The organism is Gordonia sp. LMA484 (assembly GCF_058129505.1).
In genome coordinates, this window is sequence record NZ_CM176700.1 from 3,145,655 (window position 1) to 3,162,480 (window position 16,826).

The 16,826-nt window shown below is 66.6% G+C and carries 14 protein-coding genes; 11 read left to right on the forward strand and 3 right to left on the reverse strand.

Annotated features, from left to right (window positions below; all coding sequences use genetic code 11):
- Nucleotide 1: 1 nt before the first annotated feature.
- Nucleotides 2-1,027 carry a Gfo/Idh/MocA family protein gene (locus AC4AMJ_RS13830; RefSeq protein WP_489900608.1) on the forward strand — a complete coding sequence of 342 codons (1,026 nt, stop codon included), beginning with the start codon at nucleotides 2-4 and terminating at the stop codon, nucleotides 1,025-1,027.
- A 956-nt stretch (nucleotides 1,028-1,983) separates the two neighbouring features.
- Here AC4AMJ_RS13830 and AC4AMJ_RS13835 read toward each other — a convergent pair.
- Nucleotides 1,984-2,979 (reverse strand): LacI family DNA-binding transcriptional regulator, encoded by a 996-nt coding sequence (locus AC4AMJ_RS13835; protein ID WP_489900826.1) that lies wholly within the window; start codon nucleotides 2,977-2,979, stop codon nucleotides 1,984-1,986.
- Between the two features lie 173 nt (nucleotides 2,980-3,152).
- Here AC4AMJ_RS13835 and AC4AMJ_RS13840 point away from each other — a divergent pair, with 173 nt between their 5' ends.
- The 10 genes from AC4AMJ_RS13840 (at nucleotide 3,153) to AC4AMJ_RS13885 (ending at nucleotide 14,595) form a co-directional block, all read left to right on the forward strand.
- Nucleotides 3,153-4,568, forward strand: a complete 1,416-nt coding sequence (locus AC4AMJ_RS13840) for a sugar porter family MFS transporter (protein WP_489918307.1) — start codon at nucleotides 3,153-3,155, stop codon at nucleotides 4,566-4,568.
- 105 nt (nucleotides 4,569-4,673) lie between these two features.
- Nucleotides 4,674-5,501 carry a FadR/GntR family transcriptional regulator gene (locus tag AC4AMJ_RS13845; RefSeq protein WP_489918308.1) on the forward strand — a complete coding sequence of 276 codons (828 nt, stop codon included), beginning with the start codon at nucleotides 4,674-4,676 and terminating at the stop codon, nucleotides 5,499-5,501.
- Nucleotides 5,502-5,652: 151 nt separating this feature from the next.
- Nucleotides 5,653-6,171, forward strand: coding sequence for a flavin reductase family protein (locus AC4AMJ_RS13850; protein ID WP_489918309.1), 519 nt, complete (start codon nucleotides 5,653-5,655; stop codon nucleotides 6,169-6,171).
- 66 nt (nucleotides 6,172-6,237) lie between these two features.
- A complete protein-coding gene (locus AC4AMJ_RS13855; protein ID WP_489918310.1) occupies nucleotides 6,238-7,443 on the forward strand; it encodes an acyl-CoA dehydrogenase family protein in 1,206 nt (401 codons plus the stop codon).
- 33 nt (nucleotides 7,444-7,476) lie between these two features.
- On the forward strand, nucleotides 7,477-8,358 hold the full coding sequence (locus tag AC4AMJ_RS13860; protein WP_489900602.1) for a fumarylacetoacetate hydrolase family protein: 882 nt from the start codon (nucleotides 7,477-7,479) through the stop codon (nucleotides 8,356-8,358).
- Nucleotides 8,355-9,278 (forward strand): VOC family protein, encoded by a 924-nt coding sequence (locus tag AC4AMJ_RS13865; RefSeq protein ID WP_489900601.1) that lies wholly within the window; start codon nucleotides 8,355-8,357, stop codon nucleotides 9,276-9,278. The genes AC4AMJ_RS13860 and AC4AMJ_RS13865 overlap by 4 nt, the downstream gene beginning before the upstream one ends.
- 306 nt (nucleotides 9,279-9,584) lie before the next feature.
- On the forward strand, nucleotides 9,585-11,582 hold the full coding sequence (locus AC4AMJ_RS13870; protein ID WP_489918311.1) for an acetoacetate--CoA ligase: 1,998 nt from the start codon (nucleotides 9,585-9,587) through the stop codon (nucleotides 11,580-11,582).
- On the forward strand, nucleotides 11,575-12,531 hold the full coding sequence (locus AC4AMJ_RS13875; RefSeq protein ID WP_489900599.1) for an amidohydrolase family protein: 957 nt from the start codon (nucleotides 11,575-11,577) through the stop codon (nucleotides 12,529-12,531). Before AC4AMJ_RS13870 ends, AC4AMJ_RS13875 begins: the two co-directional genes overlap by 8 nt.
- Nucleotides 12,528-13,991, forward strand: coding sequence for an amidohydrolase family protein (locus AC4AMJ_RS13880; protein ID WP_489918312.1), 1,464 nt, complete (start codon nucleotides 12,528-12,530; stop codon nucleotides 13,989-13,991). Before AC4AMJ_RS13875 ends, AC4AMJ_RS13880 begins: the two co-directional genes overlap by 4 nt.
- A 25-nt stretch (nucleotides 13,992-14,016) precedes the next feature.
- Nucleotides 14,017-14,595: a nuclear transport factor 2 family protein gene (locus tag AC4AMJ_RS13885; protein WP_489918313.1), complete on the forward strand. Its 579-nt coding sequence runs from the start codon at nucleotides 14,017-14,019 to the stop codon at nucleotides 14,593-14,595.
- On the opposite strand, the gene AC4AMJ_RS13890 is transcribed toward AC4AMJ_RS13885, so the two are convergent.
- A complete protein-coding gene (locus AC4AMJ_RS13890) occupies nucleotides 14,592-15,281 on the reverse strand; it encodes a helix-turn-helix domain-containing protein (RefSeq protein WP_489918314.1) in 690 nt (229 codons plus the stop codon). The genes AC4AMJ_RS13885 and AC4AMJ_RS13890 overlap by 4 nt on opposite strands.
- Complete coding sequence (locus tag AC4AMJ_RS13895; RefSeq protein WP_489918315.1) at nucleotides 15,278-16,774, reverse strand: APC family permease; 1,497 nt, start codon at nucleotides 16,772-16,774, stop codon at nucleotides 15,278-15,280. The genes AC4AMJ_RS13890 and AC4AMJ_RS13895 overlap by 4 nt, the downstream gene beginning before the upstream one ends.
- Between the last annotated feature and the right edge of the window lie 52 nt (nucleotides 16,775-16,826).

Sequence of the window (16,826 nt, forward strand, 5' to 3'; positions counted from 1 at the left end):
CTTGATCAGGCATCTACCCTCACCACGCACCCTCGATCCGACGACCGCACCTGTGCTGCGTTGGGGCATCATGGGCCCGGGGTGGATCGCCGAGCGCTTCGTCGGCGCACTGCACAAGCACACCTACCAGCAGGTGACGGCGGTCGGGTCGCGTTCCACAGAGCGCGCCGAGACGTTTGCCCGGCGTATGACAGTCCCCATTGCGCACGGCAGTTACGAGTCACTTCTCGCCGATCCGGATGTGGACATCGTCTACGTCGCCACCCCGCATCCGCAGCATCATCGGTGTGCACTCAATGCGATCGCCGCAGGCAAGCACGTCCTCGTCGAGAAGCCTGCGGGCATCAACGCGATGCAGGCGCGAGACGTGTTCACTGCGGCACGAGCCTCCGGGGTCTTCGCCGGCGAAGCGATGTGGACCCGGTTCCTGCCCAAGTTCGACGTGCTCCGACAGATCCTCGACGACGGTGTGCTGGGCACCCTGCACACCGTCGCCGCAGATCACGGGGAACACTTCACCACCGATCACCGGATCTACGATCCGGCCCTGGCCGGCGGGCCTATGCTCGATCTCGGGACCTACCCTGTGGCGTTCGCGCGATGGGCTCTCGGTGAGGTCGGGTCTGTCTCGGCGATCGGTCGCCCCGCCAATGACGATCTCAACGGTCAGATCTCGGCGACGCTGCAGCATCTGAACGGCGGTCAGTCCCTCGTGAACACGACGATCCTGGCCAACACGCCGACGACCGCGTTCATCGCGGGTGAAGACGCCTATCTGGATCTTCCGGGGCCGTTCTACCAACCGGGACCGTTCCGGCTCGTCGGCCGAGACGGTACACAGCTCGTGCACGAAGAAGAGACCGCCGCACACGAGGACGGCCTGCACTTCTCCGCCGCGGATGCAGCGCGGCGCATTGCTGACGGAGCGGTGGATTCCGAGATCCACCCGTCCGCCGATGTGATTGCCACGCTCGAGATCATGGACCGGATTCGGGCGGAGATCGGAATCGTGTTCGACGGGGAGTGATCCGCGCGAATAGTCCCGAGACGCGAGTGAGATTGCGATACCCGTTGCAGCCGAGTGTGTTCTCCATCGGTTTCGCAACCGAGATACGGAGCGCTGGCGGAGTCAACCCCTGATGCCGGAGGCGGTCCGGAACGCCGGCGGAGGACCGTCACGAAGGCCCGCCCTTCGTGACGCATCGCTCGTTCCTCGCGAGGCTCCTCAGGGACCGGTGGGTGACGCATCGCTCGTTCCTCGCGAGAGTTCTCAAGGACCGGTGGGCCGACACGCCATCGGAGCGAGAAGAAACTTCTACCAACCGATCCCGGAGGAGGTCCCGAACACTAGCGGAGCCAACCACCGGTGCCTGAGGAGGTCCGGAGCGCCAGCGGAGGACCGTCACGAAGGCCCGCCCTTCGTGACGCATCGCTCGTTCCTCGCGAGGCTCCTCAGGGACCGGTGGGTGACGCATCGCTCGTTCCTCGCGAGGCTCCTCAGGGACCGGTGGGCGACGCATCGCTCGTTCCTCGCGAGGCTCCTCAGGGACCGGTGGGTGACGCATCGCTCGTTCCTCGCGAGAGTTCTCAAGGACCGGTGGGCCGACACGCCATCGGAGCGAGAAGAACCTTATACCAACCGATCCCGGAGGAGGTCCCGAACACTAGCGGAGCCAACCACCGATGCCTGAGGAGGTCCGGAGCGCCAGCGGAGGACCGTCACGAAGGCCCGCCCTTCGTGACGCATCGCTCGTTCCTCGCGAGGCTCCTCAGGGACCGGTCGGCGACGCATCGCACGTTCCTCGCGACGCTCCTCAGGGACCGGTCGGCGACGCATCGCTCGTTCCTCGCGAGGCTCCTCAGGGACCGGTCGGCGACGCATCGCACGTTCCTCGCGACGATCCTCAGGGATCTGTGGTGGTCACGCACCGCCGACGCCTCGCGAGACTCGCCCGGGGCCGGTGGCGACACTCCGCCGGCGGTTCAGGCTCCACGTGGTGGCGCCGTTGTGCCGCGAACCTTGAGAGTCGGTTCGAGCACGACATCGTTGCCCAGTGTGTGCGCCCCGGTCAACAGTTCGACGGCGAGCTCGACGGATCGCTGCGCCAGCCCCTGCGCATCCTGGTGGATCGTCGTCAGGTCGATGCGCGGATTGTCGGAGAGTCGGCTGTCGTCGTAGCCCATCAGGGAGATGTCGTTGGGGATGTCGACTCCCGCGCGGGTGAACACGTCGAGCAGACCCAGAGCACACCGGTCGTTGCCCGCCAATATCGCTGTGGGCAAACGGTCCTCGTCGAGGAGAACGTGCGCGGCGTCGGCTCCCGCCGCCTCGTTGTGGGCACCCCGAACGACGCGTACATGATCACCCAATCCGTGCGCGCGCATCGCGGATCGGTACGCCGTCCGACGGTCGGCCGCGGCCGGGTCATGCCCTCCGTCGACATGCAGGATGTCCCGGTGGCCCAGCTCGACCAGATAGTCGACCGCCAGCCGCATGCCCCTCGTGTCGTTGGTACGCACTGTCGCCAGCCGATCGCCCAGCGCGACGGCCGAGAGTCGTCGGCCGACGACCACCAGCGGGGCACGTTCCGCCAACCCGACGAGTTCCTCCGCCGTCGCCAGCGGACCGAGCAGAATGACTGCGCCGCAACGATGATCGAGCAGCGCCTCGATCGCCGAGGCCTCGGCCCGATCGGGAAGATTGGCGGTCAACAAGACGTCGTAACCCAGCTTTTCCGCAGCCGGGTAGATGTTGGTGACCAGTTCGGCCTCGAACAGCTGCGAGACGTCCATCAACACCCCCAACGTCCGACTCCTACCCAGCGCCAGTAGGCGTGCCGCCGCATCGGGTCGATAGCCCAGTTCGTCGGCGACTCTCAGCACCCGCCGGCGCGTCTCCTCGCTGGCGCCGGGCTTGCCGTCCAACACGAAGGACACCAACGTCCGGGATACGCCGGCGTGCGCGGCGACATCTGCCATGGTCGGACGGCGTTTTGCTCGGTCTCCGCCGGTTGTCGCTGGCACTCGACCCCTCCTCAGAACATCGTGACCCTTGACACAGTGATCCAGATCTCTCATTATAGACCTTACGCGCGTTACTAACGCGCGTTATACGCCCTCAAATCTTGTTCTCCGATCGAACTGAGGTACCCATGTCCACCACGGCAGAGACGGCGTCCAACAGGCGCTTCTTGACCAAACTGACCGTCATCGCGACCCTCGGGGGCTTGCTGTTCGGTTACGACACCGGCGTCATCTCCGGCGCGCTGTTGTACATGAAGGACGACCTGGCGCTGAACTCCTTCACCGAGGCACTCGTCGTCAGTTCGTTGCTCTTCCCCGGCGCAGCCTTCGGAGCGCTGTTCGGCGGACGCATCGCCGACCGACTGGGACGCAAGCGCACTCTCCTGCTCTGCGGCGCGATCTTCCTGGTCGGAGCCCTCGGCTGTGCGCTCGCGCCGGCCGTAGGAGCCATGGTGGTGGCGCGCATCATCCTCGGCTTCGGCGTCGGCGCGGCGGCAGTCACCTGCCCGCTGTACCTGGCCGAGATGGCACCTGCCGATCGTCGCGGACGGATGGTCACGATCAACGAACTCATGATCGTCACCGGCCAGATGCTCGCGTTCGCGATCAACGCGGCTCTCGATCACGTGATCAAGGATCCGCACGTCTGGCGCATCATGCTCGCCGTCGCAGCCATACCCGCGGTCACCCTGCTGGTCGGCATGCTCGCACTCCCCGACTCGCCGCGTTGGTACGCCTTCAAGGGCCGGATGACCGAAGCACGCACGGTACTGGGCATGAGCCGCACCCCGGCGGAGGCCGACGCCGAATACGAGATCATCGTCGAGCACACCCACCACATGCTGACGTCAAAGCGCAGCCCGCTGGCCATGATCCGGGACGTGCCCTGGATTCGCCGGGTCGTGTTGATCGGCTGCGGCCTGGCCATCGTCCAGCAGGCCACCGGCATCAACACCGTCAACTACTACGCGCCCACGATTCTCGAGCAGAGCGGCCTGGGTGTCAGTGCGGCACTGGTCGCAACCATCGCTGTCGGCGTCACCTCGGTCGTGACCACGATCATCGGCATCGTCCTGCTCGGCTACATCGGACGGCGCGCCATGCTACTCACGGGGTTCGCCGGAGTCGCGGCGTCGCAGGCGGCACTGGCGATGGCGTTCCTGCTACCGGAGTCCACTCTGCGCAGCTACGTCATCCTCGGCTGCATGGTGGCGTTCGTCGCCTTCGTCCAGATGTTCATCGGCACGTGCGTCTGGCTCCTGCTGTCGGAGATCTTCCCGTTGAGTGTGCGTGGATTCGCCATGGGCATCGCGGTTTTCGTTCTCTGGTGCACCAATGCGGTGATCTCGTTCGTCTTCCCGCTGCTGAACTCCGCCCTCGGATCGACCGGCACCTTCGGGCTGTTCGTGCTGGTGAATGTCGCCTCGTGGATCTTCGTCTTCCGTACCGTGCCAGAGACGAAGGGCACGACGCTGGAGGAACTCGAGGAACGGCTCGAGTCCGATCACACCGACCGGTTCGCCGCGGTCCCCGTCGCGGCATGAGCGGAGCCACATCCCAGAATCGATCATGATCATTGGGTAGCATCGGGGTGTCCGTCTTCATCGCGAGGACGGGCACCCAGATTCTTTTCCGTGCCAAGGACCCCGATGACAGAGACGACCGACCGCGAGCAGGGCGGCCCGCACGATTCGGGGCCGCCCGACATTCCCGCGTATACGCCCGAGATGTGGCGGCGGTCAATCGATCTCCCGGGTACCGTACCCGTTGGCCAGTCTCGCGCGGAAGTCGCCGCCAATCAGATCGCCCGCCTGGCGGCAGGTTTCGGCGCCGGCGAGCGACTCGGCAGCAAGGACCACATCCGCAACATCTGCGGCGTCTCGGTCGGCACCGTGAACGAGGCGATCAAACTCGCGCAGGAGCGCGGCGTGATCACCTCCCGACCCGGGCCCGGCGGCGGCATCTTCGCTTCTGATCCGTCTCCGTTGTCGCGGATGAACGGATGGTTCCGCGATGCGGCGGGTAACCAATCCGCACTGGAGGAGTCCATCGCAATCCGAGATGCGCTCGCACCACTGCTGGTCGCCGAGGTCCTCGCCACGATCACCGACGCCGACCAGCGAACACTCGAGACCCGACTCGCCGAGGTGCACCGGACCCGCGAGGCACATGACGTCTCAGCGTTCGTCTGGGCAGCATGGAATGTCCACGAATACTTCGCCCAACTCGGCCGAAGCCAACTCCTCGACAGCCTCTACCTGAGCATCATGGATGTCGGCACGTCGCATCTGCGCGCGCGCCTGGAATCGGCCGGCGACGAGGCCGATGTGGGCGGTAACGGGATTCCGGTACATCTCGATGCACTGGCCGAAGTCGTCGACGATCTCGTCCGCGCACTCGGCGAACACGACGCCGAGGCGGCCGTAGACGCCCTCCGGCGCACCGACCCGACCATCATTCTGCGCCCACCTGCCTGACCGCAACGCCGCGACCTGCGTCGATTCCGCGCGACACCCCCTCTCGAAATAAACATGATTAATTTCGCGGATCCTCTTGACAAGTGACCCGAGTCACCCGCAAGCTGTGATCCAAGCAATTAATCATGTTTATTTCGAGAGGCGGCCGACGATGCTCGACCAACAATTCCGCGACCTGATGGCGGGGGTGTGCGCACCGGTCACCGTGGTCACGACCACCGACACCGACGGCCCGCACGGCGCCACGGTCAGCTCACTGGCGTCGGTGTCGCTACGCCCGGCGCTGCTCTCGATCGCTCTCGACCGCCGATCGCTGCTGTTGGCCCGCATCCTCGGGTCCGGCAGATTCAGCGTCAACGTCCTCAGCTCAGCGCAGGATGACATCGCGACCGCGTTCGCGACGCGCGGTGCGGATCGCTTCGGTGCGACGCCATGGTCCATGGCCGACGGACTCCCCCGGCTTGATGATCTCGCCGGCTGGGCGGCGTGTGACCTCTGGCAGACGGTTGAGGCGGGAGATCACATTCTGCTCATCGGTTCCGTGACCCGCGCGGCCTCGGCGCCCCGTCCGCCACTCGTCTACGGCCATCGCACCTTCGGAACGCACTCGAAATTCGCGACGCGACCCCGGCCCGCCATCGTCGATCAAATCAGCGCCTGCGCCAGCTGACCCGACCGTCCCCCGAACGCCTTCCACACCAACCCATCACCTCATCGGAACAACCAGGAGTAGAGCATGACCACGATCGCATCCGCCCCCGAGACAACCATCCCGACCGACGCCGAACTCGTCGCACGTGCCCGCGAACTCCGGCCGCTCCTGGCCGGCAACGCCGCCCAGGGCGAGAAGGATCGGCGCGTCGTCGAGGAGAGCATCCAGGCACTCACCGAGGCCGGGCTCTTCAAGATCTCGGTGCCCAAGCGCTACGGCGGCTACGAGACCTCCATGCGGACGATGCTGGACGTCTCGGCCGCCGTCGCCGAGGCCGACGGCGGGACCTCGTGGGTCCTCACCCTCACCAACGTATGCAACTGGCTGGTCGGTCTGATGCCGGAGAAGGCCCAGGACGAGGTCTTCGGCGCCGACCCGGACGCCAAGGTTTCCGGCGTGCTCGCCCCCACCGCGGAGACCCGCAAGGTCGACGGCGGCTACCGCGTCACCGGCAAGTGGTACTACAACTCCGGATCGCACCATTGCACGTGGGCCGTCATGGGTATCCCGATCACCGACGCCGACGGCAATGTCGTCGACCAGGGATGCGCTCTGATCCCCCGCTCCGACATGGGTTTCGAGGACACCTGGTTCGTTGCCGGCATGCGTTCGTCGGGCAGCAACTGCCTGATCGCCGAGGATGTGTTCGTGCCCGATCATAGGGTGCTCAGCGTCCCGCCCGCGATCGGTGGCCACTATCAGACCGAGCACACCGACGAGGTCCTCTACCGGTCGGCACTGGTCCCGGTGCTGGCACTGGTCCTGGTCGGCCCCCAGCTGGGTATGGGCCGCGCCGCACTCGATTTCGTGATCGGGAAGGCTCCGAAGAAGCCCATCTCCTACACCTTCTTGACCTCGCAGAAGGAGTCGACGGGATTCCAGCTACAGATCGCCGAGGCCGCTCGGCTGATCGACACCGCGCAGCTACACGCCTACCGGGCCGCCGCGGACATCGACGAGGCGGCCGCGCGCGGTGAGTACCCCGATTTCGCAACCCGCGCTCGCGTCCGGTCGGACACCGGCTACATCGCGGACTGCGTGACACGCGCCATCGACATTCTGCTGTCCGCGCACGGCGCCGGTTCGTTCGCGGAGGTCAGCCCACTGCAACGAATCTGGCGGGACTCGGCAACCGCGGCCCGGCACGCGATCGTCGCGCCCCAGGTGAGCTATGAGATCTACGGCAAGGCGCTGCTCGGTGTCGAAGAGCCGATCACGCCGATGGTCTGAGCCCGACACACCGACTGAAAGGAACTCTCGAAGATGCGCATCGCCAATCTCGACAACCGCGCGGTCCTGGTGACCGGCGAGCCCGGTGCCGAACGGACCATCGACATCGCCGCGGCAACGGACGGCCGATTCGGCCCCGATCTCACCTCGATCTACGACCGCTGGGCTGACATCGTCGCGTGGGCCGGCACCCTCGACACCGCCGCAACGAGCAGCCCTCTGATCGACCGCAGCCGCCTGGGCGCGCCCTCACCACAACCGCGCCAGGTGTTCGCCATCGGTCTGAACTACGACGAACACGCCGCGGAGTCCGGTTTTGAATCCCCGGAGAATCTGCCACCGGTTTTCACCAAATACGTGTCCAGCTTCTCCGGACCTGACACCACCGTCACCATCCCCGACGGCGGCGCGGTCGACTGGGAGGTCGAGCTCGTCGCGGTGATCGGGCGCGAGGCCACCGACGTCGCCGAGGACGAGGCCTGGGAGTATGTCGCCGGCCTCACCGTCGGGCAGGACATCTCCGAGCGCATAACCCAGACCCGCGGTCCGGCTCCGCAATTCGGCTTGGGCAAGTCGTTTCCCGGATTCTCACCCCAGGGACCGTGGTTGGTGACCGCTGACGAGCTGCCCGATCCCGACGACCTCGAACTCGGCTGTGCCATCGACGGCGAGGGGATGCAGAAGGGTCGCACCAGCGACCTGATCTTCCCGGTCGCGAAGCTCGTCGCCGAACTGTCACGCAACGTCACCCTCTACCCGGGCGATGTGATCTTCACCGGAACTCCCGCGGGGATCGGCGCCGGTCGCGACCCGAAACGCTTCCTCACGCCCGGTGAACAGCTCGACAGTTGGATCACCGGAATCGGCGAACTCCACCAGACCTTTGTCGCCCCAACCCAAGGACATGAATCATGAGTCTGCATCGTCTTGCGTCCGTCACCATCGGCGTGCCCAATGTTGCGGAAACTGCCTCCTATTACACCGATTTCGGCCTGACGCCAGAGTCCGACGGCTGGTTCTCCACTGTCGACGGTGGCCGGCAACTCCGCATCGTCGACGCACCGACCCGCCGGCTCGTCGCACTCGTCGTCGGAGCCGACGACGCCGACGACATCGACCGGGTCGCGCACAACCTGTCCGGTCTGGCAATCCCATTTCAGCAGTTCGCCGACCGGATTGTCTCGGTCGAAGAAGCGACCGGACTGCAGGCCACTGTCGAAATCCAGCCACGTGTCGTCCAGCCGCGGGTCGAGGCTACCCTGTACAACGGACCGGGTCGCCTGGATCGAGCGACAGGTCGGGCCCCGGGAGTGGTCCGCGACGGTGCGGTCCGACCCCGCAAGCTCGGCCATGCCGTGATCGGCAGCACCGATCACGCTGTGACGCAGCGGTTCTTCACCCATGGCCTGGGATTCAAGATCAGCGACGAGGTCCCCGGACTCGCGGCGTTCCTGCGCTGTTCCACCGACCATCACAACGTTCTGGTGCAGCAGGCCCCGGTCAGCTTCCTGCATCACACGTCGTGGCAGGTCGACGATGTCGACGAGGTCGGCCGCGGCGCGATGCGGATGCTCGAGGCCGATCCGGAGCGGCACGTGTGGGGCCTGGGGCGACACTACGCCGGCTCGAACTTCTTCTGGTATCTCAAGGACCCGGCCGGCAACTTCAGCGAGTACTACTCCGACATGGATTCGATCGTCGACGACCAGCTGTGGACTCCGGAGGTGGTGGAAGGCGCCAGGGGCCTGTTCAGTTGGGGTCCGCCGCCGCCACCGTCGTTCCTCATGCCCGAAGATCTGGCGGGACTGATGACCGGCGCCCACAGCGCGGGATAGCGTTGTCGGAGAGTTGATCTCGATACGCCTCCTCGCTACGCTCGTCGGCTACTCGATCAGCGAAAAGGACCTTTCCGCTGGTCGAGTAGCCGCCAGACGAGCAACATATCGAGACCCACCCCCACACTCCACCGGAGCAGCCCCCCAACCGCTGGTCGCGTAGCCGCGAGCCGCCAGGCGAGCAACATATCGAGACCCACCCCCACACTCCACCGGAGCAGCCCCCCAACCGCTGGTCGAGTAGCCGCGAGCCGCCAGGCGAGCAGCGTATCGAGACCCCTGTACGAGTACGCCCCAGGAGAACACATGACCGTCGACCAGTCGTCGGCGCCGGACACCCTCGCCCCGATCTGGGAGCCCGACCCGAGCCGCATCCCGGGCACCCAACTCACCGAGTTCACCGAACTCGTCGCGACCCGCACCGGCGACCGATACCCGACCTACCGGGATCTGTGGGCCTATTCGGTCGCGGATCTCGCCGGCTTCTGGTCCAGCGTCGCCGAGTATTTCGGTGTCGTCATCGACAACGTCCCCGACGACGTCCTGCCGAGCTCCGAGATGCCGGGCGCTCAATGGTTCCCCGGCGCGCGCATCAACTATGCGGAACACGCTCTGCGGCATCGTGGCTCAGGCACGGCGATCATCAGCGAGAGCGAAGACGGTACCCGGCTCGAGGTCTCCTGGGATGAGTTGCGCGGCATGGTCGGCGCCGTACAACGATGGCTGCGCGACAACGGTGTCGAACGCGGCGACCGGGTCGTGGGCTACCTGCCGAACACGGTGCACGCCGTTGTCGGACTGCTCGCCGCAGCGGGCTTGGGTGCAATCTGGTCGTCGTGCGGTCAGGACTACGGCGCCGACGGTGCCGCCGCACGCCTCGGCCAGCTCGACCCGACAGTGCTCATCGCCGCCGACGGATACTCCTGGAACGGCACCGTGCACGATCGTCGCGACGAGGTCGGCCGACTTCGCGACCGGTTGCCGACAGTTCGTGCCCTTCTGCGCGTACCTCACGTCGGTCGGTGGGAGGCCGCCGAACCGTCGGCGGCCGAGACGAATTGGGATGACGTCGTCGCGACGACCGCCGCGCCGGTGATCGAACGCGTCGAGTTCGGCGACCCGCTGTGGGTGCTGTTCTCGTCGGGTACCACCGGAACGCCCAAGGGGATCGTGCATTCGCACGGTGGCGTGGTGCTCGATCACCTGAAGTTGTTGGGACTGCACAACGATCTTCGCCTCGGGGATCGATTCTTCTGGTACACCACCACCAATTGGATGATGTGGAACATGGTGGTGTCAGGCCTGCTGTTGGGAACGACAATTGTGCTCTACGACGGCAGTCCCGCCCATCCGGGTCCGCACCGCCTGTGGCAGATGGCCGCCGACCACCGCGTGTCGGTGCTCGGAGTGAGTCCCGGCTACCTCGCCGCAAGTGCGAAGGCGGAACTTCGGCCCGCGGCCGAGTACGACCTGTCGCACCTGCGGGTAATCGGTTCGACCGGCGCTCCCCTGCCGGCGCAGAGCTATCACTGGGTGCATGACGAGGTCGGCGTACACATCCAACTGGCATCCACCAGCGGTGGCACCGACGTCGTCAGCGGGTTCGCCGGCAGTGCGCCGACGACACCGGTGTGGCCGGGCGAGATCTCGGCTCCGCTGCTCGGCGTCGACCTGCAATCGTGGAATGCCGACGGCCAGACCATGATCGGCGAGGTCGGTGAACTGGTGATCGCCTCCCCCATGCCGTCGATGCCGATCGCATTCTGGAACGACCCCGATGGACAGCGCTACCACGACGCCTATTTCGACACCTTTCCGGGCATCTGGCGGCATGGGGACTGGATCACGATCACCGAACGCGGCGGCGTGGTCATCTCCGGACGTTCCGACGCCACGCTGAACCGACAGGGTGTCCGGTTGGGCAGCGCCGACATCTATGACGCCGTCGAGCCTCTGCCACCGGTCCGCGAGGCCCTCGTCATCGGCGCAGAACTCGACGGCGACCGCTATTGGATGGCACTGTTCGTGGTACTCGCCGAGGGCCACGAGCTCGACGACCGATTGCGACAGCGCATCGCCGACGCGATCCGTGCCCAAGCGTCACCGCGGCACGTCCCGGACGACATCATCGCGGTACCGGCCATCCCGCACACCAGGACCGGGAAGAAGCTGGAAGTGCCGGTGAAGCGGCTGATCCAGGGCCGCCCGCTGGGTAAGGTGACGGGCGTCGACACCGTCGACGATCCGGACGCATTGCACTACTTCACCCGATTCGCCCATCACACAGGGAGTTCCGATGCCTGACGGCGGCCTCGTCGATGTCCATGCCCACGTCCTGCCCGACTGGTATGTCGACGCCGCGAAGGCCGCCGGGCACACCACCCCCGACGCCATGCCCGGGTGGCCGGCCTGGTCGGTGGGCGATCACCTCGCGATGATGGACCGCGTCGGGATCGCACGGTCAGTCCTCTCGATCTCCTCGCCCGGGGTGCATTTCGGAGACGACGCGGCCGGCGCGTCACTGGCCGTGGAGGTCAACGACTTCATGGGTGCGCTGGCAGCGGAGCATCCCACCAGATTCGGGTTCTTCGCAGCACTGCCGTTGCCGGATATCGACGCGGCCATCGCCGAGGCACAACGCTCCGCGGCCGCACCCGGCCGGGCCGGAGTCGGCATCGAGTCGAACGCTCATGGCGTCTATCTGGGCGCATCGGATCTGGAACCGTTGTGGCGGGAGCTGGCCGCGCAACACGCGGTAGTGTTCGTCCACCCTACCGCGCCACCGCACTTCGATTCCGGTGCAACGGGTTTCCCGGCACCATTGCTCGAGTACCTGTTCGACACCACACGCACCATCGTGCATCTGGCCACGGCCGGAGTCCTCTCGCGTCATCCCGACATCCGGTTCGTGGTGCCGCATTGTGGCGCGATGCTGCCCGCAGTGATCAGTCGTGTCGACCTGTTCCGCCTCGGCGGCCTCATCCCGGCCGGCGACGCCGACCTCGGTTGGGACCGGCTGTGGTTCGATCTCGCCGGCGCCCCGGTCCCCGATCAGCTCGGTGCGTTCACACGGCGGTTCGGCACCGATCATCTGCTGTACGGCAGTGACCACTGCTTCACCCCCGCCGCAGCCGTCGAGCTGCTTGCTGCGGCGCTCGACGAGCAGTGGCCCGTCGACGAGCACGGCCCGTGGCGGCAAATCGTCGCCGACAACGCGGTGGCGCTGTTCGACACGACGGTGTCCGCTCGATGACCCGGACTGTATCAACCCGGCAACGAAACTACGTGAAGCAGGCCTCGATACGTGGCGCGTTCGTGCTGCGAGACGTGACAATCGTCGACGTCGCCGACGGAACGTTGCAGCCACATCGCGACATCCGCATCGACGGCGACACGATCGCGGACATCACGCCGACGGGAGCAACCCTCGATGGCATCGAGATCATCGACGGCCGTGGCAGATTCGTCGTTCCCGGATTCGTGGACGCGCATGTCCATGTGCTGAACACCCCGAACGATGTCGAGGCGTCCTATGCCCTGATGCTCGTCAACGGGATCGTCGGGTTTCGGCAGATGTCGGGCAGCCCCGGTCTGTTGGCCGATCGTGCCGCGGGCCGTCTGCCTGCACCGTTGGGAGCGCCGGCTCTGTTGGCCACCCCGGGTTCGCTGCTGACCCCACTGAACGCCGCGACGGTCGAATCCGTCGTCGCCGAGGTCCGTGCACAGCACGCGCAGGGCGCCGACTTCATCAAGGCCGGCATGACCGGTCACGACGCGTTCCTGGCCGGTCTGGCCGAGGCCCGCCGGCTCGATCTGCCGTTCGCCGGGCATCTGCCGGGCGATGTCGATCCGCGCGATGCCGCCCGCGAACAGATGCGGTGCATCGAGCATCTCGGCCCGGGCGCCACCGTCTACACCGCCGCTTCCGGCCGCGAGGATGAATTGCGCGCGGTCCCGCAACGTCAGATCCGATTACCGAGGGTGAAACTGCCCGGGATGGAGCGGATTGTCGGCAAGCTGCTGGCACGCCTGGTGGTCAATCCGGCGACGCTCACCTCGCCCGCGGCCGCCGAACAGTTGCGTACCGCCGATGTCACGTATGACGAGGAGAAGGCCCGCGAACTGGCGGCGCTGTTCACCGAACAGCAGACGTGGCAGTGTCCGACGCTGATCCGACTGCACACGCAGCAGTTCCCGGACAGTCCCGAACATCGGCACGATCCCCGCCTGCGGTTCATAGCGCCCGACGAGGTCAGGCGGTGGGAGAAGGCCACCCGACGGTTCGAGAAGTTGCCCGACCGGACCCGAAAGACGTTGCGCGACCATTGGGATGCGCAGCTCCGGATGACCAGGCTGTTCGCCGACGCCGGCGTACCGATGATCGCCGGCACCGACGCCAACGGCGCCGGCTGGGTGATCCCCGGTTTCGCACTGCACGACGAATTCGATCTGCTCGCGTCCGCGGGTCTGTCACCGTTACAGATCTTGCGGATGGTGACCGTCGCGCCTGCTCGGTTCTTCGGCGTCGACGACTCCCGGGGCCAGGTCGCCGCGGGACATCGCGCCGATCTGGTGCTTCTCCGGCGCGATCCGCTGGCCGATGACACCGCGTTGCACGAGATCGACGGCGTCGTGCGGACCGGCGACTGGTTCTCGCGCGCCGACCTCGACGCGATCCTGGGTCGACTCGAGGCCGCGCCGTCGGCGCGTTGATGCGATGCACCCGATGGGACACCACATGGACGATGTCACTCAACTGACCCAACTCGTGCTCCGCGAACGCCAGGCCCGCGACCGTGGCTGGTGGGACCAGATGCGCCGGTGCATTCACCCCGACGCACGTATCCGGCTCAGCTGGTTTCGTGGTTCGGGCGCAGAGTTCGTCACGGCGTCCGAGCAGATGAGCGCAGCGGGCGGGCGATCGACCCATCGGCTGTCTCCGCCGGTCGTGTTCTCACACGAGCACCGAGCTGTCGTCGAGGTCGAGGCGGCGATCGAGGTCCGGGCACGCATCGCCGAGGTGGACGTGGACGTCACCTCGTTCACCCGCATCCTCTACCGTGCCGAGAGCCAGGACGGCGCATGGGTCATCACCGCGCTCGACCCGATCTATGAGCGGGACACTGTGACACCGGTGGTGCCCGGCGAGGTCCCGCCGATCGATCGCACCCGGCTCGCCGGTCTACGCCCGTCGTATGGATTCCTGAGCTATCTGTTGGCCGACCGTGGGTATGAGATCGACGACGACCTCGTCGGCGACGACCGCCCCGACGGGGTCGACGCTCTCTATCGCGACGCCTTCGACTGGCTGGGTTAGGTGCTTGGGGCGTCGAGCACCTTCGCCACTGCCCGGGCGGGCTCGGCGAGGACGCGTAGCAACGCATCGGGATGTTCTATGTGCTTGGCCGGGGCCGCGACGGCCAGTGCCCCGATCAGTTCGTCGGCGTCGCTCCAGACCGGTACCGCGATACAACCGAAGTTGGGGGCGAACGAACCGACCTGTGTCGCGAACTCCGGCGCCGCCGCCGGATGGCCCGAGCCGACCGCGTCCATCAGCCGGCCGACCGCCGACGCCGAATGATCGTGTAACAGGCGGGCCGGGTCCGAGAGCGGATAATCGGGGTCGATGTCGAGCAACGTCAGACGTGCCCGCATCGTGCCCGGATTCTGGATGCCGAAGAGATGCAATCCGAAACGCAGTCTGGACCGGACCTCGTCGACCAGCTCGCGCAGTTTGTCCGGCACGGACTCGTCGGTCGCCATCCCGATCAGGGCATCGATCTTTGCGCCGAGCGCGAATCCGCCCAGATCGGGTGTGCGCACGAGGTATTCCTCGGCGGCCAACAGGTTGACCAGTCGATAGGTCGCCGACTTGGACAGCCCGAGGTTGCGCGACAGCTCCGCGGCGGTGACACCGGGACCCAGACCCGCGACCTCTTCGATCAGGCGAAGCGCGTTGATCACCGACCGCGATGACGAGTCGCCACCGAATGCCGGACTCATGTCGGGTCGAGTGGCCGCGGACCGGCCGCAACCGGTGACCGATGGCCGCTCCACACCTCACCGCGAGTCGGTGTCTCGTGGATGCCGATGCCCCGCGCCGCCTGTGGTCGGCACCGCGCGAGAATCAGCGCGCCGACACCTGCCAACACGAACCAGCCGAGCGCGGCGACGACGCCGCATGCCCGGTCGGTGCCGAAACTCACGACGACGAAGACGATCAGCACCGCACTGAACGCGACAGCAGCGGTCAGGGCGACCACCAGCGTGGTGCGGCGTAGCTCGCCGGTCCGGCGGAGGAACATCGGGGCGGCGACGGCGACGATCACATACGCGGCGATGAAGCCGATGGACGGTGCGCTGGCCATCGAGCTCCGGACGGCCTCGGCCGACATCCCCGCCGCGGACGGTACGGCGGCAGCCACCACCATCACCAGCACCGCCACCGTTATGCCGAAAGCCGGAGTGCGCGTCTGTGGATGCGTCTGGCCGAAGCGCTCCGGGATCAGCCCTTCCCGTGCCAGCGACATCAGTGTTCGGGTCAGCGATGTGGTGGACGCCAGCGTGCACGCCAGGAACGACGCGACGATGCCGACGTTGGTGATCGGGGCGACCCATCCGACGCCCACGGCGTCGGCCATCACATCGAAGTCACCGTCGGCCAACGCAGACACCGCGGTGAGCGCCGATACATTCGCCGCCTGCGCGACGGTGGCGATCAGCACCACCAGCGACCCGATCAGCAGGGAGACCGAGATCGCCGACGGCACGGTGCGCAGCGGTCGTTGCGCTTCCACGGAGACCGTCGCCGCGCTCTCGAATCCGATCAGACCGCAGGTCGCCAACGCGACACCGACGCAGAACGATGCGACACCGGTCGGTGGGGACACGATCGCGCCTGGGTCGAGGGCGCTCGAGTGCCGCAGCAGCAGCACGCCGATGACGGCGAGAACGATGGTCACCGCGACGGCTTCGATGATCAGACCCGCCCGCGCCGAGACCCGGATCCCGCGGATCAAGGTCGCCGCCACGCACACACCGATCGCGGCGACCACAACCGCGACCTGAGCAGTCGACGGGTGATGGACACCGACGAGTCGCAGCCCGAAATACGCCGACTGACTCAACGCGAACATGCCGAGCGCGCCGTAGCCCAGTGTCATCGCCGCGGCAGCGGCCAGACCTCCCGCCGGCCCGAGACCCTTGGCCGCGAAGGTGTAGAGCCCACCGGACGCGGTCATGCGCGACGTGAACTCCCGGAGCACAATCGCCACCAGCGCAGCCAGTGCGATGGCGGCGAGCACACTCCAGACCAGGGCCGAACCCGATTCCATCACCAGCAACGGAATCGTGGCACCGGCCGCGCACGGTGCCATCACGGCAACCGAGTGCGCGATGACGTCGATCGGGCCGAGAGATCGTCGATCCAGTCCGGCGAGACGACTGCGCGCACCCAGGACGAGGCGAGGGTGCGAGGGTGGCGTCGATCCGGGCATAGGGGCGGACGGTAAACACGCGCTGTTTCGCGCACGTTTCCGAGCGGTGTTC